This is a genomic window from Acidovorax sp. KPB24-03 (genome assembly GCF_057546605.1).
Map to the genome: position 1 here is coordinate 1 of NZ_BAAJYR010000056.1, position 19,224 is coordinate 19,224.

Consider the following 19,224-nt stretch of genomic DNA (forward strand, 5'->3'; position numbering starts at 1 on the left):
CCCCGAGTACCTGGCCATCGCCGCGGCCGGGCAGCCCGGCGCGCTGCCCTGCACGGTGAAGAAGGTGCAGGACATCGGCACCTACTTCCTGCTCACGGCCCGCGTGGGCGAGCACACGCTCAAGGCCCGCCTGGGCACGGGCGAGGCGGTGCCTTCGGCGGGCGACACGGTCTGGCTGCAGGTGCTGGGGCGCCACACCTGCTTCTACCAAAACGAGGAACTGCTGGCATGAGCACCACGACCAAACCGGTGAACCAGAAGGCCTGGTTCCTGATCCTGCCCGTCATCCTGTGCGTGGCCTTCTCGGCCATCCTGCCGCTGATGACCGTGGTGAACTACTCGGTGCAGGACATCATCTCGCCCGAGCGGCGCGTGTTCGTCGGCACCGAATGGTTCGCCGCCGTGATGCGCGACGAAGAGCTGCATGCGGCCCTGTGGCGCCAGATCACGTTCTCGCTCGCCGTGCTGGCGGTGGAGATCCCGCTGGGCATCTGCCTGGCGCTGTCCATGCCCGCGCAGGGCTGGAAGTCCTCCGCCGTGCTGGTGACGGTGGCGCTGTCGCTGCTGATCCCGTGGAACGTGGTGGGCACCATCTGGCAGATCTATGGCCGCGCCGACATCGGCCTGCTGGGCGCCGCGCTGCAGTACATCGGCATCGACTACAGCTACACCGGCAACGCCACGCAGGCCTGGCTCACCGTGCTGGTGATGGACGTGTGGCACTGGACGCCGCTGGTGGCGCTGCTGTGCTTCGCCGGGCTGCGCTCGATCCCCGACGCCTATTACCAGGCCGCGCGCATCGACGGCGCGAGCAAGTTCGCCGTGTTCCGCTACATCCAGCTGCCCAAGATGCGCGGCGTGCTGATGATCGCGGTGCTGCTGCGCTTCATGGACAGCTTCATGATCTACACCGAGCCCTTCGTGCTCACCGGCGGCGGGCCGGGCAATGCCACCACCTTCCTCAGCCAGTACCTCACGCAGAAGGCCGTGGGCCAGTTCGACCTGGGCCCGGCGGCGGCGTTCTCGCTGATCTACTTCCTCATCATCCTGCTGCTGTGCTTCATCCTCTACAACTGGATGCAGCGCGTGGGCACCGACGCACAGACCGGAGCCGGCCATGAATGAAAAGCGCTTTCGCAAGCGGAGCCTCTTCCTTGCGGCCTACATCGTCTTCGCGTTGCTGCCCATCTACTGGATGGTCAACATGAGCTTCAAGACGAACGCGGAGATCCTCTCCACGTTCTCGTTCTTTCCCCAGCACTTCACCTGGGACAACTACAAGACCATCTTCACCGACGAGTCCTGGTACTCGGGCTACATCAACAGCCTGATCTACGTGGCCATCAACACGGTGATCTCGCTCACCGTGGCGCTGCCGGCGGCCTATGCGTTCTCGCGCTACCAGTTCCTGGGCGACAAGCACGTGTTCTTCTGGCTGCTGACCAATCGCATGACGCCGCCCGCGGTGTTCCTGCTGCCGTTCTTCCAGCTCTACACGACCGTGGGGCTGATGGACACGCACATCGCCGTGGCGCTGGCCCACCTGCTGTTCAATGTGCCCCTGGCGGTGTGGATCCTGGAAGGCTTCATGACCGGCATCCCGCGGGAGATCGACGAGACGGCCTACATCGACGGCTACAGCTTCCCGCGCTTTTTCCTGACCATCTTCCTGCCGCTTATCAAGGCCGGTGTGGGGGTGGCGGCGTTCTTCTGCTTCATGTTCAGCTGGGTCGAGCTGCTGCTGGCGCGCACGCTCACCAGCGTGAACGCCAAGCCCATCGTGGCGACGATGACGCGCACCGTGAGCGCCTCTGGCATGGACTGGGCCACCCTGGCCGCGGCCGGTGTGCTCACCATCGTGCCGGGTGCCATCGTCATCTGGTTCGTGCGGCACTACATCGCGAAGGGTTTCGCGATGGGCCGGGTTTGACGTGTGAAAGGGAGCACAGCCATGAATCACACACTTTCACCGCAGAGCGCGCGATGCGTCCAACGCCAGCGGCAGCCGTGGAGCGGGCCTTGCCCGGCCACCCGCTGCGCCCCCCTCAGGGTAAGTGCCGCAGGCGCTCAGGGGGGTACCCATGTTTGAGTGGATGGCCTGGACCACGCCGGTGGCCGTTTTCTTCCTGTGCATCGTGCTCATGCTGGCCGGCATGACGGTGTGGGAAATCAAGTCCCCCACCCTGCTCCGGCGTGGCTGGCTGCCGCTGGCGACGACGCGCGGCGACCGCCTCTTCATCGGCCTGCTGGCCGCCGCCTATGTGAACCTGGCCTTCGTGGGCATCAGCGGGCACTTGGTGCAGTGGTTCTCGCTGTCGGCCGAACCGTCGATCTGGATCAGCTTCGTGCTGTCGATGGCCTTGCTGGTGCTGATCCTGCGCAAGGGCTGACGGCCCGGCTGCCGGGAGTTTTTTCTGCCGCCGGTCCGACCCATCCCCCGGACCTGGCGGCCGCTGGAATGCAAAGGGGAGTCGATTCAACTGACTATCAGGAGACAAGCACTATGAAGATGCAGTATTCGGCGCTGGCGTTGGCCGTCGCGGTCCTGGCCGGCAACACGGCCATGGCGGGCGAGGCGGAAGCCAAGAAGTGGGTGGACAGCGAATTCCAGCCGTCCACGCTGGCCAAGGACCAGCAACTGGCCGAGATGAAGTGGTTCATCGACGCGGCCAAGAAGCTGCAGGCCAAGGGCGTGAAGGAAATCTCGGTGGTGTCGGAAACCCTGACCACGCACGAGTACGAGTCCAAGACGCTGGCCAAGGCCTTCGAGGAGATCACCGGCATCAAGGTCAAGCACGATCTCATCCAGGAAGGCGACGTGGTCGAGAAGCTGCAGACCTCGATGCAGTCGGGCAAGTCGATCTACGACGGCTGGATCAGCGACTCCGACCTGATCGGCACGCACTACCGCTACGGCAAGATGATGAACCTGACCGACTACATGTCGGGCGCCGGCAAGGAGTTCACCAACCCCGGGCTGGACCTGAAGGACTTTATCGGCACCAAGTTCACCACCGCGCCGGACGGCAAGCTCTACCAGCTGCCCGACCAGCAGTTCGCCAACCTGTATTGGTTCCGCGCCGACCTGTTCGAGCGCAAGGACTTGAAGGACAAGTTCAAGGCCAAGTACGGCTACGACCTGGGCGTGCCGCTGAACTGGAGCGCCTACGAAGACATCGCCGAATTCTTCAGCAACGACGTGAAGACCATCGACGGCAAGGCCATCTACGGCCACATGGACTACGGCAAGAAGGACCCCTCGCTCGGCTGGCGCTTCACCGACGCATGGCTGTCCATGGCGGGCGCTGCCGACATCGGCACGCCCAATGGCCTGCCGATCGACGAATGGGGCATCCGCGTGGCGGCGGACAAGTGCACGCCCGTGGGCGCCTCGGTGTCCCGCGGCGGCGCGACCAACTCGCCCGCGGCCGTGTACGCGCTCACCAAGTACGTGGACTGGATGAAGAAGTACGCGCCCAAGGAAGCCATGGGCATGACCTTCGGCGAATCCGGCCCCGTGCCCGCGCAAGGCCAGATCGCCCAGCAGATCTTCTGGTACACCGCTTTCACCGCCGACATGGTCAAGCCCGGCCTGCCCGTGGTGAACGCCGACGGCACGCCCAAGTGGCGCATGGCGCCCGGCCCCAACGGCCCGTACTGGAAGCCCGGCATGCAGAACGGCTACCAGGACGTGGGATCGTGGTCGTTCTTCAACGGCCATGACGCCAACAAGACGGCCGCTGCCTGGCTCTACGCCCAGTTCGTGACCGCCAAGACCGTCTCGCTCAAGAAGACCATCGTGGGCCTGACGCCCATCCGCGAGAGCGACATCCAGTCCAAGGCCATGACCGACATGGCGCCCAAGCTCGGCGGCCTGGTCGAGTTCTACCGCAGCCCGGCCCGCGTGGCCTGGTCGCCCACCGGCACCAACGTGCCCGACTACCCCAAGCTGGCGCAGTTGTGGTGGAAGAACGTGGCCCAGGCCGTCACGGGCGAGAAGACCCCACAGGGCGCCATGGACACGCTGGCCGACGAGATGGACCAAGTCATGGCCCGCCTGGAGCGCGCCGGCATGGCCCACTGCGCGCCCAAGCTCAATCCCAAGGGCGATCCTGCCAAGTGGCTGAGCGACAAGGCCGCCCCCTGGGCCAAGCTGGCCAATGAAAAGCCCAAGGGCGAAACCATTGCCTACGACCGCCTGCTGCAGGCCTGGAAGGACGGCAAGGTGCGCTGACCCGGCAGGATGGGCCGGCGCCCACGCACCGCCGGCCTGATTTGCCCACCTCCCGCCCTCGTCCTTGTCTGCAAGGGCCTGGGCGGATTTGTTTTTTGCGGTGAATCAAGGGTTAACCCTTGGTTCTTCCGAGACGCATGGACAATCGATCCCATGAATACCGTGACCACCCCCCTGTACACCAAACGCTCCGAACTGCTGGCTCGGCTGGCCGAGCCCCGCCTCTACGACCTGGCGGTGATCGGGGGCGGCGCGACAGGCCTGGGCGTGGCGCTGGACGCCGCCGCGCGTGGCTTCAGCGTGGTCCTGGTGGAGTCGCACGACTTCGCCAAGGGAACATCCTCCCGCGCGACCAAGCTGGTGCACGGAGGCGTGCGCTATCTGGCGCAGGGCAATATCTCCCTCGTGCGCGAAGCGCTGCACGAGCGCACTACGCTGTTGAACAATGCCCCCCACCTGGCGCAGCCGCTGCCGTTCGTGATGCCGTCCTACCGCTATTGGGAAACGCCGTTCTACGGCGTGGGACTCAAGGCCTACGACGTCCTGGCGGGCAAGGCCGGCCTGGGCGCCACCGAATTCCTCGGCCGGGAAAGCACCTTGCGCCTGCTGCCCACGGCCCGCAAGGAAGGGCTCAAAGGCGGGGTCAAGTACTGGGACGGCCAGTTCGACGACGCCCGGCTGGCGCTCGCCTTGGCCCGCACGGCGGCGCAGCGCGGAGCCTTGCTCGTCAACTACTGCTCCGCCCGCGAACTGGTGCACGAGGCGGGCAAGGTGGCGGGCTTCACGTGCGAGGACCGCGAAACCGGCACCGCCTATACCGTGCGCGCGAAGTGTGTGGTCAATGCCACCGGAGTGTGGGTGGACGCGTTTCGCCAGCAGGATGCCGCGGCGCTCGGGCGCCCCGCCAAGCCCATCGTGGCACCCAGCCAGGGCGTGCACATCGTGGTGGACCGTGAATTCCTGCCTTCCGACCATGCGCTCATGGTGCCCAAGACCGCCGATGGCCGGGTGCTGTTTGCCGTGCCGTGGCTGGGCAAAGTCATCCTGGGGACGACCGACAGCCCACGCCAGGACCTGGCCCGCGAGCCCTTACCGTTCAAGGAGGAAGTGGCGTTCATCCTGAGCGAATCCGCCCGCTACCTGACGCGGGCGCCGGGCCCTTCGGATGTACGCAGCATCTGGGTCGGATTGCGTCCTTTGGTCAAACCGCAGGACGACGACGGTGACAACACGAAGAGCATCAGCCGCGAGCACACCGTCATCGCCAGCGCGAGCGGACTGGTCACCGTCACCGGTGGAAAATGGACCACGTACCGGGCCATGGCGGAGGACGTGTTGCAAAAATGCTTTACTGCGGGGTTGCTGGCGGAGCGCCCCAGCGGCGTGACGCGCCATCTTCCCCTCGTGGGCTCGCCCCAGCAGGCGGTGCAGCACCGCATCAGCGCGCCCCAAGGTCTGCACTCCTATGGCAGTGAGGCATCCTTCATCGACGGCTTGCCGGGCGCGGACGCCGCGCTGTCAGAGGGGCTGACCGAGGCGATGGTGCGATTTGCCGCCCGCTACGAGTACGCCCGCACGGTGGAAGATGTGCTGGCCCGCCGCAGCCGGATGCTTTTCCTGGATGCGGCCCAAGCCGCTCGTCTGGCCCCGCGCGTGGGCGAGATCCTGCGCGAGGAGCTCGGCCTAGACCCCCAGCTGGAGGTGTTCCAGGCGTTGGCCCGGCAGTATTTGGACGTCCCGTTGTGAAGTGCTTGACGTCAGTTGCGCTTTTTGACAAAATCGAGGGCTTCGCGTTTCAAGCGCGAGGTTTCTGCCCAGCGGGAAGTGCTGCAAATGGTTTGCGGCATGGACGACGGGCCCAAGACTGATTGGCTGATCTTCAGCCCTTGAGACGTTCTCTGGGGCTGTCAATCCTGCCGGTGCAAGTTGGGAATATTGAAATGATCCAGACAGAATCTCGGTTAGACGTTGCCGACAACACCGGCGCGAAGTCCGTCCTGTGCATCAAGGTGCTGGGTGGTTCCAAGCGTCGCTACGCCAGTGTCGGCGACATCATCAAGGTGAGCATCAAGGAAGCCGCTCCGCGTGGCCGCGTCAAAAAGGGCGAGGTCTACAGCGCAGTGGTGGTTCGTACGGCGAAGGGTATTCGCCGTGGCGACGGTTCGCTCGTCAAATTCGATGGCAACGCAGCAGTGTTGCTCAATGCAAAGCTGGAGCCCATCGGCACCCGCATCTTCGGGCCCGTGACGCGTGAACTGCGTACCGAGAAGTTCATGAAGATCGTGTCCCTGGCTCCTGAAGTTCTCTGAGGACGCGCCATGAACAAGATTCGCAAGGGCGACGAAATCGTTGTGCTCACCGGGCGCGACAAGGGCAAGCGCGGCACGGTGTCGCTGCGCAAGGATGACTCCTATCTGGTCATCGACGGCATCAACCTGGTCAAGAAGCATGTCAAGCCGAACCCCATGAAGGGTACGACCGGCGGCATCGTGGAAAAGGCCATGCCGATCCATCAGTCCAACGTGGCCATCTTCAATGCGGCTACCGGCAAGGCTGATCGTGTGGGTATCAAGGTGCAGGCTGATGGTGCGCGCGTTCGCGTGTTCAAGTCCAGCGGCGCTGAAATCAAGGCGGCCTAAGGAGTCAACATGGCACGACTGCAACAACACTACCGTGAAAAAATCGCCCCCGAGCTCGCTAAGCAGTTCGGTTATACCTCTCCGATGCAAGTCCCTCGGCTGACGAAGATCACCCTGAACATGGGTGTGAGCGAAGCCGTGTCGGACAAGAAGGTGATGGACAACGCCGTCGCAGACCTGACCAAGATTGCTGGCCAGAAGCCTGTGGTGACCAAGGCCAAGAAGGCCATCGCCGGTTTCAAGATCCGCGAAGGCCAGGCCATCGGCTGCATGGTCACCCTGCGTGGCGTTCAGATGTACGAATTCCTGGATCGTTTCGTGACCGTGGCTCTGCCCCGCGTCCGTGACTTCCGCGGTATCTCTGGCCGGGCCTTCGACGGCCGTGGCAACTACAACATCGGTGTCAAGGAACAGATCATTTTCCCTGAAATCGAGTACGACAAGGTGGATGCCTTGCGCGGTCTCAACATCAGCATCACCACAACGGCGCGTAGCGATGAAGAAGCGAAGGCGCTTCTCGCTGGTTTCCGTTTCCCGTTCAAGAACTGAGGCAGCGTATGGCTAAAGTAGCTTTGATCCAGCGCGAACTGAAGCGCGAAAAAATTGGCCGCCAAGTACGCAGCAAAGTATGCGGAATTGAAGGCAGTTGCCAGCGACATGAAGCGCAGCGATGAAGAGCGTGAAGCAGCCCGTCTGGGCCTGCAAAAGCTCCCACGCAACGCCAACCCCACGCGTCAGCGCAACCGTTGCGAAATCACCGGTCGCCCACGTGGCACGTTCCGCCAATTCGGTCTGGCTCGCGCAAAGATCCGTGAACTGGCTTTTGCCGGCGACATCCCTGGTGTCACCAAGGCCAGCTGGTAAGCGGGCAGGAGAGATACAACATGAGCATGAGTGATCCCATCGCTGACTTGCTGACCCGCATTCGCAACGCGCAAATGGTGTCCAAGGCAACCGTGCTGGTGCCGTCTTCCAAAGTGAAGATCGCCATCGCCCAAGTGCTGAAGGACGAGGGTTATATCGACGGCTTCCAGGTCAAGACCGAAGCCGGCAAGTCCGAACTTGAAATCGCACTGAAGTACTACGCCGGTCGTCCGGTGATCGAGCGTATCGAGCGCGTGAGCCGTCCTGGCCTGCGTGTGTACAAAGGCCGTGATTCCATCCCGCAAGTCATGAACGGTCTGGGTGTGGCAATTGTCACGACGCCCAAGGGCGTGATGACCGATCGCAAAGCGCGCGCTACCGGTGTCGGCGGCGAAGTGCTTTGCTACGTCGCTTAAACGTGGCATTGAGGAGTAACTGAAATGTCCCGCGTAGGAAAAATGCCGGTGACCATCCCCGCAGGTGTGGATGTGTCCATCAAGGACGACCAGATCAACGTGAAGGGTACGGGCGGCACGCTGTCGCTGACCCAGAGCGCGCTTGTGAAGGTCTCCATCAAGGACGGCAAGCTCAGTTTTGAGCCTGTTGACGAGTCCCGTGAAGCGAATGCCATGAGTGGCACGATCCGCCAGTTGGTGAACAACATGGTGGTGGGTGTCAGCAAGGGCTTCGAAAAGAAGCTGAGCCTGATCGGCGTGGGCTACAAGGCCCAGGCTGCAGGTGCCAAGCTGAATCTGAGCGTGGGTTACTCGCACCCCGTGAACTTCGAAATGCCTGCTGGCATCACGGTTGCGACTCCAACCCCGACCGAAATCGTGATCAAGGGTGCCGACCGCCAGCGCGTTGGCCAATTGGCCGCTGAGATCCGTGCCGTTCGTCCGCCCGAGCCCTACAAGGGCAAAGGCATCCGTTATTCGGACGAAAAAGTCACGATCAAAGAGACCAAGAAGAAATAAGGAGCTGCAACATGTTGACCAAGAAAGAGCAGCGTCTTCGTCGTTCGCGCCAGACCCGCATTCGCATTGCGCAGCAAGGCGTGGCGCGTTTGACGGTGAACCGCACGAACCTTCACATCTACGCCAGTGTTATCTCCGGCGACGGCAGCAAGGTCCTGGCCAGCGCATCGACGGCAGAAGCCGATGTGCGCAAGTCCCTCGGTGGCTCTGGCAAGGGGGGCAATGCCGCCGCTGCCCAGATCATCGGCAAGCGCATCGCTGAAAAGGCGAAGGCGGCTGGCATCGAGAAGGTTGCATTCGATCGTGCAGGTTTTGCCTATCACGGCCGCGTCAAGGCTTTGGCCGACGCTGCACGTGAAGCTGGCCTGCAGTTCTAAGCGGAGCGAAATACAAAATGGCTAAATTTCAACCCAAAGTGCAGAGCGAAGGTCAGGACGACGGTCTGCGCGAAAAAAATGATCGCGGTGAACCGCGTGACCAAAGTCGTGAAGGGTGGCCGGATTCTCGGTTTCGCCGCACTGACTGTGGTCGGTGACGGTGATGGCCGCGTCGGCATGGGTAAGGGCAAGTCGAAGGAAGTGCCTGCAGCCGTGCAAAAGGCAATGGAAGAAGCTCGCCGCAATCTGGTGAAGGTGTCGCTCAAGAACGGCACCATTCATCATCAAGTGACGGGCCACCATGGTGCTGCACACGTGATGATGGCTCCCGCCCCCAAGGGTACGGGCATCATTGCGGGCGGCCCGATGCGTGCTGTGTTTGAAGTGTTGGGCATCACCGACATCGTGGCTAAGAGCCACGGTTCGTCGAACCCCTACAACATGGTCCGCGCAACGTTCGATGCGCTGGTGCATTCCACGACCCCGTCGGAAGTGGCAGCCAAGCGCGGCAAGTCGGTCGAAGACATCTTCGCCTGAACGGAGTTGAGCAAATGACTACGCAACAAACCGTCAAGATTCAACTGGTGCGCAGCCCGATTGGCACCAAGGAATCGCACCGTGCCACCGTACGCGGCCTGGGCCTGCGCAAGCTGAACAGCATCAGCGAACTGCAGGACAGCCCTGAAGTGCGCGGCATGATTAACAAGATCAGCTATCTGGTCAAAGTCCTCTGAGAGGTTGATGATGGAACTCAATAGCATCAAGCCTGCAGACGGAGCCAAGCATGCCAAGCGCCGCGTCGGTCGCGGTATCGGTTCTGGTCTGGGCAAGACCGCGGGTCGCGGTCACAAGGGTCAAAAATCGCGTTCTGGCGGTTACCACAAGGTGGGTTTCGAAGGCGGTCAAATGCCTTTGCAGCGTCGCCTGCCCAAGCGCGGCTTCAAGTCCCATCTGCTGAAGTTCAATGCAGAAGTGACCCTGACGGCGCTGGACCAACTGGGTCTTGCTGAAGTTGACCTGCTGGCGCTCAAGAGCGCCGGTTTGGTGGGCCAGCTGATCAAGGTGGTGAAGGTCATCAAGAGTGGCGAACTGAGCAAGTCGGTCAAGTTGACCGGCATCGGTGCAACGGCGGGCGCGAAGGCGGCCATCGAAGCTGCCGGCGGCAGCCTGGCTTGAATACGTTCTGAAGGAACGCATCCGTGGCTACTAGCGCAGCTCAAATTGCGAAAACCGGTAAGTTTGGCGATTTACGTCGCCGGCTGGTTTTTCTGCTGCTGGCGTTGGTCGTGTACCGCATCGGAGCGCACATTCCCGTGCCGGGCATCGATCCGGCGCAGCTGCAACAGCTGTTCAGTGGCCAGCAGGGTGGCATTCTGAACCTGTTCAACATGTTCTCGGGTGGGGCGCTCTCGCGCTTCACGGTTTTCGCTCTGGGGATCATGCCGTATATCTCGGCGTCGATCATCATGCAGCTGATGACCTATGTCGTTCCGACGTTCGAGCAGCTGAAGAAGGAAGGCGAGGCAGGGCGGCGCAAGATCACGCAATACACGCGTTATGGAACGCTGGGTTTGGCCATATTCCAGTCGCTGGGCATCGCTGTGGCACTGGAGAGTTCCGCAGGGCTGGTGCTGAGTCCCGGGTTCGGGTTTCGCATGACGGCCGTGGTGAGCTTGACGGCTGGCACGATGTTCCTCATGTGGTTGGGTGAGCAAATCACAGAGCGTGGCTTGGGCAACGGGATTTCGATCCTGATCTTCGCAGGTATCGCTGCAGGGCTGCCGAGTTCTATCGGTGGATTGCTGGAGCTGGTGCGCACAGGTGCGATGAGCATCCTGGCTGCGATTTTCATCGTGTTGATCGTGGCGGCAGTGACCTATTTCGTCGTGTTTGTCGAAAGAGGTCAGCGAAAGATTCTCGTGAATTACGCGAGGCGCCAGGTGGGCAACAAGGTGTATGGCGGGCAATCGTCGCATCTGCCGTTGAAGCTCAACATGGCTGGGGTGATTCCACCGATCTTTGCTTCGTCGATCATCTTGTTGCCGGCTACGGTGGTGAACTGGTTCAGTGCGGGTGAGTCGATGCGTTGGTTGCGTGACATTTCTGGAGCACTGACCCCAGGTCAGCCGATCTATGTGATGTTCTACGCAGCGGCCATTGTGTTCTTCTGCTTCTTCTACACCGCCTTGGTGTTCAACAGCCGAGAGACTGCAGACAACTTGAAGAAAAGCGGTGCCTTCATTCCTGGGATTCGTCCTGGAGAACAGACGGCTCGCTACATCGACAAGATCCTGGTTCGCTTGACGCTGGCTGGAGCGGTGTACATCACCTTTGTGTGCTTGCTCCCAGAGTTCATGATCTTGAAGTACAACGTGCCGTTCTATTTTGGTGGCACCTCTTTACTGATCATTGTGGTGGTCACCATGGACTTCATGGCCCAGGTGCAGAACTACATGATGTCGCAGCAATACGAGTCCTTGCTTAAGAAGGCCAACTTCAAAGCAACGCCTGGCAGCTGAGTCAGTCACAAGTGGAATCTTGGCAAATGCGCTATAGTGGCGGGTTGGCCTTGGTGGATACGGTTTATTGATGCCTCCGAGTCATCGCGGGCGCAAATTGTGTTCCGCGCAGTGGGCCGGGACGAAAAGACGAGTTTTAGGAGAATGAAATGAGAGTTTCGGCTTCGGTCAAGAAAATCTGCCGCAACTGCAAGATCATCCGCCGCAAAGGTGTGGTGCGCGTGATCTGCACGGACATGCGCCATAAGCAGCGCCAAGGTTGATTGAAAGTATTAGAGGACGCATATGGCACGTATCGCTGGCATTAATATTCCGCCGCATCAGCATGCTGAAATCGGCTTGACCGCCATTTTTGGCATTGGTCGCACCCGCGCTCGCAAGATCTGCGAAGCCTGTGACATCGCTTATTCCAAGAAGATCAAGGATCTGACGGACGGCGATCTCGAAAAAAATTCGCGATCAGATCGCGCAGTTCACCATCGAAGGTGATCTGCGTCGCGAAACCACGATGAACATCAAGCGCTTGATGGACATTGGCTGCTACCGCGGCTTCCGCCATCGTCGCGGTCTGCCCATGCGTGGTCAGCGTACGCGCACGAATGCTCGTACCCGCAAGGGTCCGCGCAAGGGTGCTGCAGCGCTGAAGAAGTAAAAAGATTGAAAGATCAACATGGCAAAGTCTCCCGCCAATAACGCTGCACAGCGCGTTCGCAAGAAGGTTCGCAAGAACGTTTCGGACGGTATCGCGCACGTGCATGCTTCGTTCAACAACACCATCATCACGATCACCGATCGCCAAGGCAATGCATTGTCCTGGGCGTCATCGGGTGGTCAAGGTTTCAAGGGTTCGCGCAAGTCCACGCCATTCGCTGCACAGGTTGCATCCGAAGTCGCGGGTCGTGCTGCCATTGAACAAGGCATCAAGAATCTTGATGTCGAGATCAAGGGCCCAGGTCCTGGTCGTGAATCGTCGGTGCGCGCGCTGGGCGCCCTGGGTATCCGCATCACTTCGATCTCCGACGTGACGCCGGTTCCCCATAACGGCTGCCGTCCGCAAAAGCGCCGTCGCATCTAATTTTTATAAGCCCACCGCCACCTGATTGCTTTGGCAGCAGGTGGCTCCCGCAATGATGTTGCGGAAGATGACAATCCAAGGAAGCTCAAGTGGCACGTTACCTCGGCCCCAAGGCCAAACTCTCCCGCCGTGAAGGCACTGACCTGTTCCTGAAGAGCGCTCGCCGCTCTATCGCGGACAAGGCCAAGTTCGACTCCAAGCCAGGTCAGCACGGCCGCACCTCTGGTGCTCGCACGTCCGACTATGGTCTGCAACTGCGCGAAAAAGCAGAAGGTCAAGCGCATGTATGGCGTGCTGGAAAAGCAATTCCGCCGCTATTTCGAAGCCGCTGATCGCCGCAAGGGCAACACGGGTGCCAACCTGCTGTTCCTGCTGGAATCCCGTCTGGATAACGTGGTGTACCGCATGGGCTTCGGTTCCACGCGCGCAGAAGCACGCCAGCTGGTTTCGCACAAGGCTATCACCGTGAACGGCCAGTCTGTCAACATCGCCTCGTACCTCGTCAAGACGGGCGATGTGGTGGCTGTGCGCGAAAAGTCCAAGAAGCAAGGTCGCGTAGTCGAAGCCTTGCAGCTGGCTCAGCAAGTGGGTATGCCAGCGTGGGTGGAAGTGAATGCCGACAAGGCCGAGGGTATCTTCAAGAAGGTTCCGGATCGTGACGAATTCGGCGCTGACATCAACGAATCCCTGATCGTTGAACTCTATTCGCGCTAAGCATTTAGCGCACATTCGAGAAAATTGTTCCTATACCGCGAGGCATCGCGGTATAGGCGCTTCACCAGCCTTACCGGTGTAACGAGCTGGGGGTATTGAGAGGAAGTCTGAATGCAAACCAATTTGCTGAAACCCAAGGCGATCAATGTCGAGCAACTTGGCCACAATCGTGCCAAGGTCGCGTTGGAGCCCTTTGAGCGCGGTTACGGCCACACTCTGGGCAATGCCATTCGCCGTGTTCTGCTCTCGTCCATGGTGGGTTACGCAGCAACGGAAGTCACGATCGCAGGCGTCTTGCACGAGTATTCATCCATTGATGGTGTTCAGGAAGATGTCGTCAACATCCTGTTGAATCTCAAGGGTGTGGTGTTCAAGCTCCACAACCGCGACGAAGTCACGCTGAGCCTTCGCAAGGACGGTGAAGGGGTGGTCACGGCTCGGGATATCCAGACGCCTCATGACGTAGAAATCGTCAACCCCGATCACGTCATCGCCCATCTGTCGCAGGGCGGCAAGCTGGACATGCAGATCAAGGTAGAAAAAGGCCGTGGCTACGTGCCAGGCAATCTGCGCCGTTATGCCGACGAGTCGACGAAGTCGATTGGCCGCATTGTGCTGGACGCATCTTTTTCCCCGGTCAAGCGCGTGAGCTACACCGTGGAAAGCGCCCGCGTTGAGCAGCGCACCGATCTGGACAAGCTGGTTGTCGAAATCGAGACGAATGGTGCCATCACGGCGGAAGATGCAGTTCGCGCATCCGCCAAGATTTTGGTAGAACAACTGGCTGTGTTTGCGCAGCTCGAAGGCGGCGAATTGGCGGCATTCGATGCGCCAGCAGGTCCTCGCGGCAGTGCAACGTTCGATCCGATCTTGCTGCGCCCTGTGGACGAGCTGGAATTGACGGTGCGCTCTGCCAATTGCCTGAAGGCCGAGAACATCTACTACATCGGTGACCTGATCCAGCGCACCGAGAACGAGTTGCTGAAGACGCCTAATCTTGGACGTAAGTCGCTCAATGAAATCAAGGAAGTCTTGGCTTCCCGTGGTTTGACTCTGGGAATGAAGCTGGAGAACTGGCCACCTGCAGGCCTCGACAAGCGTTAAGTTATAATTTTGGGCTCCCTCGGGGGAGCCAGTGCCTTGGGCAGTACCTGATACGGCTGCCCGATTTAATTACTCATAAGGAAAGCACCATGCGCCACGGACACGGCCTTCGTAAACTCAATCGCACCAGCTCGCACCGACTCGCGATGCTGCAGAACATGATGAACTCGCTCATCGAGCACGAGGCCATCAAGACCACGCTGCCCAAGGCCAAGGAGTTGCGCCGTGTGGTGGAGCCCATGATCACTTTGGCGAAGGAAGACACCCTGGCCAATCGCCGCTTGGCATTCGATCGTCTGCGCGATCGTGACAGCGTGACCAAGCTGTTCAATGTGCTCGGCCCCCGTTTCAAGGCACGTCCAGGCGGCTACACGCGCATCCTGAAGATGGGTTTCCGCGTGGGTGACAATGCACCTATGGCGTATGTCGAACTGGTTGATCGTGCAGAAGAATCTGCAGAAACCGCAAATGCTTCCGCAGAAGCATAAAAGTAGGTTATAATTTATCTCTTGCCGCGCGATGGAGCAGTCTGGTAGCTCGTTGGGCTCATAACCCAAAGGTCGGAGGTTCAAATCCTCCTCGCGCAACCAATAAAGCGGAAACGCTCTCAAAAAAGCCCACTAATCAGTGGGCTTTTTTGTTTTTGTCGTTTAACTCACTGGATAAACACTGATGGGGAGCTTTGGCTGGCCTCCAGTCAGTGGGTGACGATCGGCATCTTTTCACATCAGGGCGATTAATGACGACACACTGCGACACTGAAAGGTGCGCGTGCCGACAGCTTCTTGATGGTTTGATGCCGCCCGATCAATCCGGGGGTGATGCCTATCTCTCCTTTGTTCACGATGACATCCTCAGAAGAAACCACGCTTGGCATTGATTTCGGCACCTCCAATTCCGCCATGGCGGTGAGACGGGGCAGGGGCGTGGCCACGTTGCTACCGTTGGAAGGGACTGCAACCACATTGCCGACCGCCCTGTTCTTCAATACGGAAGACCATCAGACACACATCGGGCGCGATGCCGTGGCGCACTACCTCGCGGGCACGGAAGGGCGGCTCATGCGGTCGCTGAAAAGCCTGCTCGGCAGCGCGCTCCTACAGGACAAGACAGCGGTTCACCAGAGCATGGTGAGCTATCAAGACATCATCGCACTGTTTCTGCGCACGTTGGCAGGGCAGGCCCGGCAGGCGCTGGGCGCGATGCCAGACCGCGTTGTCATGGGGCGGCCTGTCCACTTCGTGGATGGCGACGAAGCGCGTGATGCGCAGGCGGAAGACGCTTTGCGACAGGCGGCCCTGGATGCGGGGTTTACCAATGTCTCCTTTCAACTGGAGCCCATTGCAGCGGCGCTGGACCATGAACAGCGGATCACGCATGAATCATTGGTGCTGGTGGTGGATATCGGCGGGGGGACCTCGGATTTCACCGTCGTGCGCCTCGGCCCCGAACGTGCTTTGCTGGCCGATCGCAGTTCCGACGTGCTGGCCACTTCCGGGGTGCACTTGGGTGGGACCGATTTCGACCAGCGGTTGAGCCGGGCTCAGGTCATGCCGCTGCTCGGTTTGCGCCACATCGGACCCAGTGGTCGGGAGGTCCCCAGCCGCGTGTTCTTCGATCTATCGACGTGGCACCTGATCCAGTGGCTGTACAGCGCCAAAGCCCTGAGGGAAGTGCAAGCCCTTCGGACCGACTACGCAGACCTTCGCCTTCACGACCGATTGATGGAGGTGCTCAACGAGCGATGGGGACACCGTTTGGCGAATGCGGTGGAGCAGGCCAAGATCGCGGTGTCGCAAAACAGCGCTGAAGAACCCATCTTGCTGGATTGGCTCGAATCCGATCTGCAATCCTTCATTTCCCCCGATGTTCTGGAGGCGCAACTGGAAGGGCCTTTGCAGCAGATCGTGGATTGCGCCCAGGAATGCCTGCGCAAGGCCGGACTGGACGCCGATGGCATTGATGCCATTTATCTCACGGGCGGCTCTTCTGCGCTACGCCCGCTGCGTACCGCGTTGAAGAAGGCCTTCCCACACGTGACTCAGATGGAAGGCGACCTGTTCGGCGGCGTGGCGTCCGGACTGGCGTACACGGTCGGCTAACGGACTTACCTGCAGGGGGATGCGTTCACCATCGCCAGTGGCTGCATTGCATCGCTTGGCATGTGCCAAGTCCGCTAGGCCTGTGCTTCACCTTCCTGCTTGAGCGTCAAAGCTGATTGGTATAGGGCATTGCGCGATGTCCCTGTGATCTCGGCCGCCAGGCGGACGGCGGTTTTGAGCGGGAGTTCTTGCATCAACAACTTCAGCACGCGCAGGCTGTCGCCATCGTCCTGCGCTGCCTGCACCGGATGCAACAGCACCACGAACTCGCCCCGCGAGCGTTGTGGTCCGCCGGCCAGCCAGGCGGGCAGGGCATGGGCGGGCTGGGTGGCAATTTCTTCGAACTGTTTGGTCAGCTCCCTAGCGAGCGTGACCTGCCGTTCTCCCAGGATGACAAGGGCCTGTGCCAGTTCGGCGATGCGGTGCGGGGCCTCCAGCAGCACCACACAGCGGGTTTCCGTGGCGAGATGTTGCACTGCCGTTGCCCGCTCGCCGCTCTTGGCTGGAAGAAAACCGGCAAAAAGAAAACCTTCGGCCCCCTGGGCGACTGCGCCCGCAGCGCTGAGTGCCGATGTCACGCTGCTCGCTCCTGGCAGTGGCACAGCGCGCAACCCTGCCGCGTGCACGGCAGCGACGATCCGCGCCCCCGGATCGCTGACGCCCGGGGTGCCCGCATCACTGGCGTAGGCCACCCGCTGTCCGTCGCGCAAACGCTCGACCACCGAATGCGATGCCTCGGCCTCGTTGTGCTGGTGCACCGCCAGCAATTGACTGCTGGTTTTCTCTATGCCGTAGGCGCGCAGCAGCGCCTGGGTATGGCGCGTATCTTCGCAGGCGATGGTGTCGGCCAGTTGCAGCACGTGCAGCGCCCGCAGTGTGATGTCGGCCAAGTTACCGATGGGGGTGGCCACGACGTACAGAGCCCCTTGCGGATAATGCTGCGCAGCCGCCGCGTCGCGTGCGGCGTTCAGGGCTGAAGCGAAAGAGGCGCTCAATGGGATTCCTTGGGAAAAAACCGGTAGCCAACACGCGCGTGGTCGGCAATGCTGCCGAAGACCTCGCATTGGCCCACCTGCAAGCCGCTGGACTGCGGCTGGTCGAGCGCAATTATCGAACGCCCGGGCGTGGCGGCGGCGAGATCGACCTGATCGTGCGGGATCGCGACGGCACGGTGGTGTTCGTTGAGGTGCGAAGCCGCGCCAGCAGTGCGTTTGGCGGCGCTGGTGCCAGCATCGGCCGGACCAAGCAGCAGCGGATCGTGTTTGCCGCCCGCTGCTACCTGATGCGCCTGCCTGCACCACCGCCATGCCGCTTCGATGCCGTCCTGGTAGAAGGCGGTTCCGTGCAGTGGCTGCGTGGCGCCTTCGAGGCGCAGTAACGTTTCAAGCCCTTGGTTGGAGTCAAAGCGGATGCAGTGTTTTACGCCTGCCGCCCATGGTTGACCCAAACGGCGCCCACCCCACAGGTATCATCTTTGCCTCATGCTAGAGCAACGCATTCAACAGCATTTCATCGATAGCGCCGACCTCAAATACCAGTCCGCGCAGACCCTGAGCCATCCCATCGCTTCCGCTGTGCAGGCCATCCTCGCCTGCGTCACCAGTGGCGGCAAGGTGCTGGCCTGCGGCAGCGGTCCGGCCGCGGCGCAGGCGCAGCAGTTCGCTGCCCTGTGCGTGGCCGGGTTCGAACGGGAGCGGCCGGAACTGGCGGCCATGGCACTGGCGCCCGACGCAATCTGGACCCCTGCCGGCCTGGAGGGCCCGGACATCGACGCGCTGGGACGCCAGGTGCGAGCGCTGGGACAGGCGGGCGACGTCCTGCTGGCGCTGTCGGAGTCCGGCAATGACCTGCCGCTGCTGGCCGCATGCGATGCAGCGCATGAAAGAGACATGACCGTCGTCGCCCTTTCGGGTCGCAGCGGTGGCCGGCTGGCCGGCATGCTGCGCGAGACCGACGTCTTGATCGCCGTGCCCCACGACCGCGCCGCACGCGTGCGGGAGGTGCATTCGCTGGTCCTGCACTGTCTGTGCGACGGCGTGGACGCCCAATTACTTGGTGAACAGGAGATACCGCTATGAGCTTCCCGATGACCCGCTTGACCCGATTGACTTGCACCCTGTTGGCCGTGGGCGCCTTGGGGTCGGCCCTCTCGGCATGCGCTCCGCTGGTGGTAGGCGGCGCTGCCGTCATGGGCAGCATGATGGCGTCGGACCGGCGCACGACGGGCACGCAGGTGGAGGACGAAGGCATCGAACTGCGTGCCTCCAACCGCATTCGCGACACCTTCGGCGACCGCGTCCATGTCAATGTGACCAGCTACAACCGGCAAGTGCTTCTGACGGGCGAAGTGCCGACCGCGCAGGACAAGGAAAAACTCGAGCAGACCGCGTTGGCCGTGGAGAACGTGCGCTCGGTCGTCAACGACCTGGCCGTGATGCCCCCCAGTTCCCTCACGCAGCGTTCCAACGACACGCTGATCACCGGCAAGGTGCGCGCGAGCTTCGTCGATGCCAAGGACCTGTTCGCGAGCGCCTACAAGGTGGTCACCGAGCGCGAGACGGTGTACCTCATGGGACGCGTGACGCAGCGCGAGGCGGACCGGGCCTCCGACATCGCCCGGGG

Annotated in this window: 24 protein-coding genes, 1 tRNA gene and 4 pseudogenes; 28 read left to right on the forward strand and 1 reads right to left on the reverse strand. The window is 61.2% G+C overall.

Annotated elements, in window-relative coordinates; all coding sequences use genetic code 11:
• The 25 genes and pseudogenes from AC27KI_RS09390 to AC27KI_RS09510 all read left to right on the forward strand — a co-directional run.
• On the forward strand, positions 1-232 hold a 232-nt coding region (locus AC27KI_RS09390), incomplete at its 5' end, for a TOBE domain-containing protein (protein ID WP_487113574.1).
• Positions 229-1,125 carry a carbohydrate ABC transporter permease gene (locus AC27KI_RS09395; RefSeq protein ID WP_272549419.1) on the forward strand — a complete coding sequence of 299 codons (897 nt, stop codon included), beginning with the start codon at positions 229-231 and terminating at the stop codon, positions 1,123-1,125. The genes AC27KI_RS09390 and AC27KI_RS09395, both read left to right, overlap by 4 nt.
• A complete protein-coding gene (locus AC27KI_RS09400) occupies positions 1,118-1,930 on the forward strand; it encodes a carbohydrate ABC transporter permease (RefSeq protein ID WP_272549418.1) in 813 nt (270 codons plus the stop codon). Before AC27KI_RS09395 ends, AC27KI_RS09400 begins: the two co-directional genes overlap by 8 nt.
• 151 nt (positions 1,931-2,081) lie before the next feature.
• Positions 2,082-2,390 carry a DUF2160 domain-containing protein gene (locus AC27KI_RS09405; RefSeq protein WP_284413575.1) on the forward strand — a complete coding sequence of 103 codons (309 nt, stop codon included), beginning with the start codon at positions 2,082-2,084 and terminating at the stop codon, positions 2,388-2,390.
• Between the two features lie 113 nt (positions 2,391-2,503).
• Positions 2,504-4,234, forward strand: a complete 1,731-nt coding sequence (locus AC27KI_RS09410) for an ABC transporter substrate-binding protein (RefSeq protein WP_284394143.1) — start codon at positions 2,504-2,506, stop codon at positions 4,232-4,234.
• 153 nt (positions 4,235-4,387) lie between these two features.
• Positions 4,388-5,980 (forward strand): glycerol-3-phosphate dehydrogenase/oxidase, encoded by a 1,593-nt coding sequence (locus AC27KI_RS09415; protein WP_284431074.1) that lies wholly within the window; start codon positions 4,388-4,390, stop codon positions 5,978-5,980.
• 194 nt (positions 5,981-6,174) lie between these two features.
• Positions 6,175-6,543 carry a 50S ribosomal protein L14 gene (rplN, locus tag AC27KI_RS09420; protein ID WP_025596343.1) on the forward strand — a complete coding sequence of 123 codons (369 nt, stop codon included), beginning with the start codon at positions 6,175-6,177 and terminating at the stop codon, positions 6,541-6,543.
• Positions 6,544-6,552: 9 nt separating this feature from the next.
• Positions 6,553-6,873, forward strand: coding sequence for a 50S ribosomal protein L24 (gene rplX, locus AC27KI_RS09425; protein WP_272549412.1), 321 nt, complete (start codon positions 6,553-6,555; stop codon positions 6,871-6,873).
• 9 nt (positions 6,874-6,882) lie between these two features.
• Positions 6,883-7,422, forward strand: coding sequence for a 50S ribosomal protein L5 (gene rplE / locus AC27KI_RS09430; RefSeq protein WP_272566913.1), 540 nt, complete (start codon positions 6,883-6,885; stop codon positions 7,420-7,422).
• Positions 7,423-7,430: 8 nt separating this feature from the next.
• Positions 7,431-7,737 (forward strand): annotated as a pseudogene (gene rpsN / locus AC27KI_RS09435) (30S ribosomal protein S14).
• A gap of 20 nt (positions 7,738-7,757) precedes the next feature.
• A complete protein-coding gene (rpsH, locus tag AC27KI_RS09440; RefSeq protein ID WP_005793636.1) occupies positions 7,758-8,153 on the forward strand; it encodes a 30S ribosomal protein S8 in 396 nt (131 codons plus the stop codon).
• 24 nt (positions 8,154-8,177) lie between these two features.
• A complete protein-coding gene (gene rplF, locus AC27KI_RS09445; protein ID WP_284431075.1) occupies positions 8,178-8,711 on the forward strand; it encodes a 50S ribosomal protein L6 in 534 nt (177 codons plus the stop codon).
• A gap of 11 nt (positions 8,712-8,722) precedes the next feature.
• Positions 8,723-9,088, forward strand: coding sequence for a 50S ribosomal protein L18 (gene rplR / locus AC27KI_RS09450; RefSeq protein ID WP_409941296.1), 366 nt, complete (start codon positions 8,723-8,725; stop codon positions 9,086-9,088).
• Positions 9,089-9,105: 17 nt separating this feature from the next.
• Positions 9,106-9,625 (forward strand): annotated as a pseudogene (rpsE, locus tag AC27KI_RS09455) (30S ribosomal protein S5).
• Between the two features lie 14 nt (positions 9,626-9,639).
• The gene (gene rpmD / locus AC27KI_RS09460; protein ID WP_056670941.1) at positions 9,640-9,822 is read left to right on the forward strand and encodes a 50S ribosomal protein L30; all 183 of its coding nucleotides are present in this window, start codon (positions 9,640-9,642) and stop codon (positions 9,820-9,822) included.
• A 10-nt stretch (positions 9,823-9,832) separates the two neighbouring features.
• A complete protein-coding gene (gene rplO, locus AC27KI_RS09465) occupies positions 9,833-10,264 on the forward strand; it encodes a 50S ribosomal protein L15 (RefSeq protein ID WP_272569571.1) in 432 nt (143 codons plus the stop codon).
• Between the two features lie 23 nt (positions 10,265-10,287).
• Entirely contained in the window at positions 10,288-11,607 is a 1,320-nt protein-coding gene (gene secY, locus AC27KI_RS09470) for a preprotein translocase subunit SecY (RefSeq protein WP_284431076.1), read from the forward strand.
• Between the two features lie 149 nt (positions 11,608-11,756).
• Positions 11,757-11,870, forward strand: coding sequence for a 50S ribosomal protein L36 (gene rpmJ / locus AC27KI_RS09475; protein ID WP_011793797.1), 114 nt, complete (start codon positions 11,757-11,759; stop codon positions 11,868-11,870).
• A gap of 22 nt (positions 11,871-11,892) precedes the next feature.
• A pseudogene (rpsM, locus tag AC27KI_RS09480) lies at positions 11,893-12,259 on the forward strand (30S ribosomal protein S13).
• Positions 12,260-12,277: 18 nt separating this feature from the next.
• Entirely contained in the window at positions 12,278-12,682 is a 405-nt protein-coding gene (gene rpsK / locus AC27KI_RS09485) for a 30S ribosomal protein S11 (protein ID WP_011793799.1), read from the forward strand.
• 89 nt (positions 12,683-12,771) lie between these two features.
• Positions 12,772-13,396 (forward strand): annotated as a pseudogene (gene rpsD / locus AC27KI_RS09490) (30S ribosomal protein S4).
• A gap of 111 nt (positions 13,397-13,507) precedes the next feature.
• Complete coding sequence (locus tag AC27KI_RS09495) at positions 13,508-14,500, forward strand: DNA-directed RNA polymerase subunit alpha (RefSeq protein WP_272549398.1); 993 nt, start codon at positions 13,508-13,510, stop codon at positions 14,498-14,500.
• An 89-nt stretch (positions 14,501-14,589) separates the two neighbouring features.
• Positions 14,590-14,988: a 50S ribosomal protein L17 gene (gene rplQ, locus AC27KI_RS09500; RefSeq protein ID WP_284406975.1), complete on the forward strand. Its 399-nt coding sequence runs from the start codon at positions 14,590-14,592 to the stop codon at positions 14,986-14,988.
• Positions 14,989-15,013: 25 nt separating this feature from the next.
• A tRNA-Met gene (locus AC27KI_RS09505) sits at positions 15,014-15,090 on the forward strand.
• A gap of 255 nt (positions 15,091-15,345) precedes the next feature.
• Entirely contained in the window at positions 15,346-16,602 is a 1,257-nt protein-coding gene (locus AC27KI_RS09510; RefSeq protein ID WP_487113577.1) for an Hsp70 family protein, read from the forward strand.
• A 74-nt stretch (positions 16,603-16,676) separates the two neighbouring features.
• Here AC27KI_RS09510 and rsmI read toward each other — a convergent pair whose 3' ends face one another.
• Positions 16,677-17,597, reverse strand: coding sequence for a 16S rRNA (cytidine(1402)-2'-O)-methyltransferase (gene rsmI / locus AC27KI_RS09515; RefSeq protein ID WP_487113579.1), 921 nt, complete (start codon positions 17,595-17,597; stop codon positions 16,677-16,679).
• Here rsmI and AC27KI_RS09520 point away from each other — a divergent pair.
• The 3 genes from AC27KI_RS09520 to AC27KI_RS09530 all read left to right on the forward strand — a co-directional run.
• Entirely contained in the window at positions 17,597-17,980 is a 384-nt protein-coding gene (locus tag AC27KI_RS09520; RefSeq protein WP_284431080.1) for a YraN family protein, read from the forward strand. The two genes, rsmI and AC27KI_RS09520, sit on opposite strands and share 1 nt — an antisense overlap.
• A gap of 103 nt (positions 17,981-18,083) precedes the next feature.
• The gene (locus AC27KI_RS09525; RefSeq protein ID WP_284431081.1) at positions 18,084-18,680 is read left to right on the forward strand and encodes an SIS domain-containing protein; all 597 of its coding nucleotides are present in this window, start codon (positions 18,084-18,086) and stop codon (positions 18,678-18,680) included.
• On the forward strand, positions 18,677-19,224 hold a 548-nt coding region (locus AC27KI_RS09530; RefSeq protein WP_487113581.1), incomplete at its 3' end, for a BON domain-containing protein. The genes AC27KI_RS09525 and AC27KI_RS09530, both read left to right, overlap by 4 nt.

Excerpts from the sequence above, each read along its gene's own strand:
- AC27KI_RS09395 (WP_272549419.1), top strand. The coding sequence starts at position 229 with ATGAGCACCACGACCAAACCGGTGAACCAGAAGGCCTGGTTCCTGATC.
- AC27KI_RS09400 (WP_272549418.1), top strand. The coding sequence starts at position 1,118 with ATGAATGAAAAGCGCTTTCGCAAGCGGAGCCTCTTCCTTGCGGCCTAC.
- AC27KI_RS09405 (WP_284413575.1), top strand. The coding sequence starts at position 2,082 with ATGTTTGAGTGGATGGCCTGGACCACGCCGGTGGCCGTTTTCTTCCTG.
- AC27KI_RS09410 (WP_284394143.1), top strand. The coding sequence starts at position 2,504 with ATGAAGATGCAGTATTCGGCGCTGGCGTTGGCCGTCGCGGTCCTGGCC.
- AC27KI_RS09415 (WP_284431074.1), top strand. The coding sequence starts at position 4,388 with ATGAATACCGTGACCACCCCCCTGTACACCAAACGCTCCGAACTGCTG.
- rplN (WP_025596343.1), top strand. The coding sequence starts at position 6,175 with ATGATCCAGACAGAATCTCGGTTAGACGTTGCCGACAACACCGGCGCG.
- rplX (WP_272549412.1), top strand. The coding sequence starts at position 6,553 with ATGAACAAGATTCGCAAGGGCGACGAAATCGTTGTGCTCACCGGGCGC.
- rplE (WP_272566913.1), top strand. The coding sequence starts at position 6,883 with ATGGCACGACTGCAACAACACTACCGTGAAAAAATCGCCCCCGAGCTC.
- rpsH (WP_005793636.1), top strand. The coding sequence starts at position 7,758 with ATGAGCATGAGTGATCCCATCGCTGACTTGCTGACCCGCATTCGCAAC.
- rplF (WP_284431075.1), top strand. The coding sequence starts at position 8,178 with ATGTCCCGCGTAGGAAAAATGCCGGTGACCATCCCCGCAGGTGTGGAT.
- rplR (WP_409941296.1), top strand. The coding sequence starts at position 8,723 with ATGTTGACCAAGAAAGAGCAGCGTCTTCGTCGTTCGCGCCAGACCCGC.
- rpmD (WP_056670941.1), top strand. The coding sequence starts at position 9,640 with ATGACTACGCAACAAACCGTCAAGATTCAACTGGTGCGCAGCCCGATT.
- rplO (WP_272569571.1), top strand. The coding sequence starts at position 9,833 with ATGGAACTCAATAGCATCAAGCCTGCAGACGGAGCCAAGCATGCCAAG.
- rpmJ (WP_011793797.1), top strand. The coding sequence starts at position 11,757 with ATGAGAGTTTCGGCTTCGGTCAAGAAAATCTGCCGCAACTGCAAGATC.
- rpsK (WP_011793799.1), top strand. The coding sequence starts at position 12,278 with ATGGCAAAGTCTCCCGCCAATAACGCTGCACAGCGCGTTCGCAAGAAG.
- AC27KI_RS09495 (WP_272549398.1), top strand. The coding sequence starts at position 13,508 with ATGCAAACCAATTTGCTGAAACCCAAGGCGATCAATGTCGAGCAACTT.
- rplQ (WP_284406975.1), top strand. The coding sequence starts at position 14,590 with ATGCGCCACGGACACGGCCTTCGTAAACTCAATCGCACCAGCTCGCAC.
- AC27KI_RS09510 (WP_487113577.1), top strand. The coding sequence starts at position 15,346 with ATGACATCCTCAGAAGAAACCACGCTTGGCATTGATTTCGGCACCTCC.
- AC27KI_RS09520 (WP_284431080.1), top strand. The coding sequence starts at position 17,597 with ATGGGATTCCTTGGGAAAAAACCGGTAGCCAACACGCGCGTGGTCGGC.
- AC27KI_RS09525 (WP_284431081.1), top strand. The coding sequence starts at position 18,084 with ATGCTAGAGCAACGCATTCAACAGCATTTCATCGATAGCGCCGACCTC.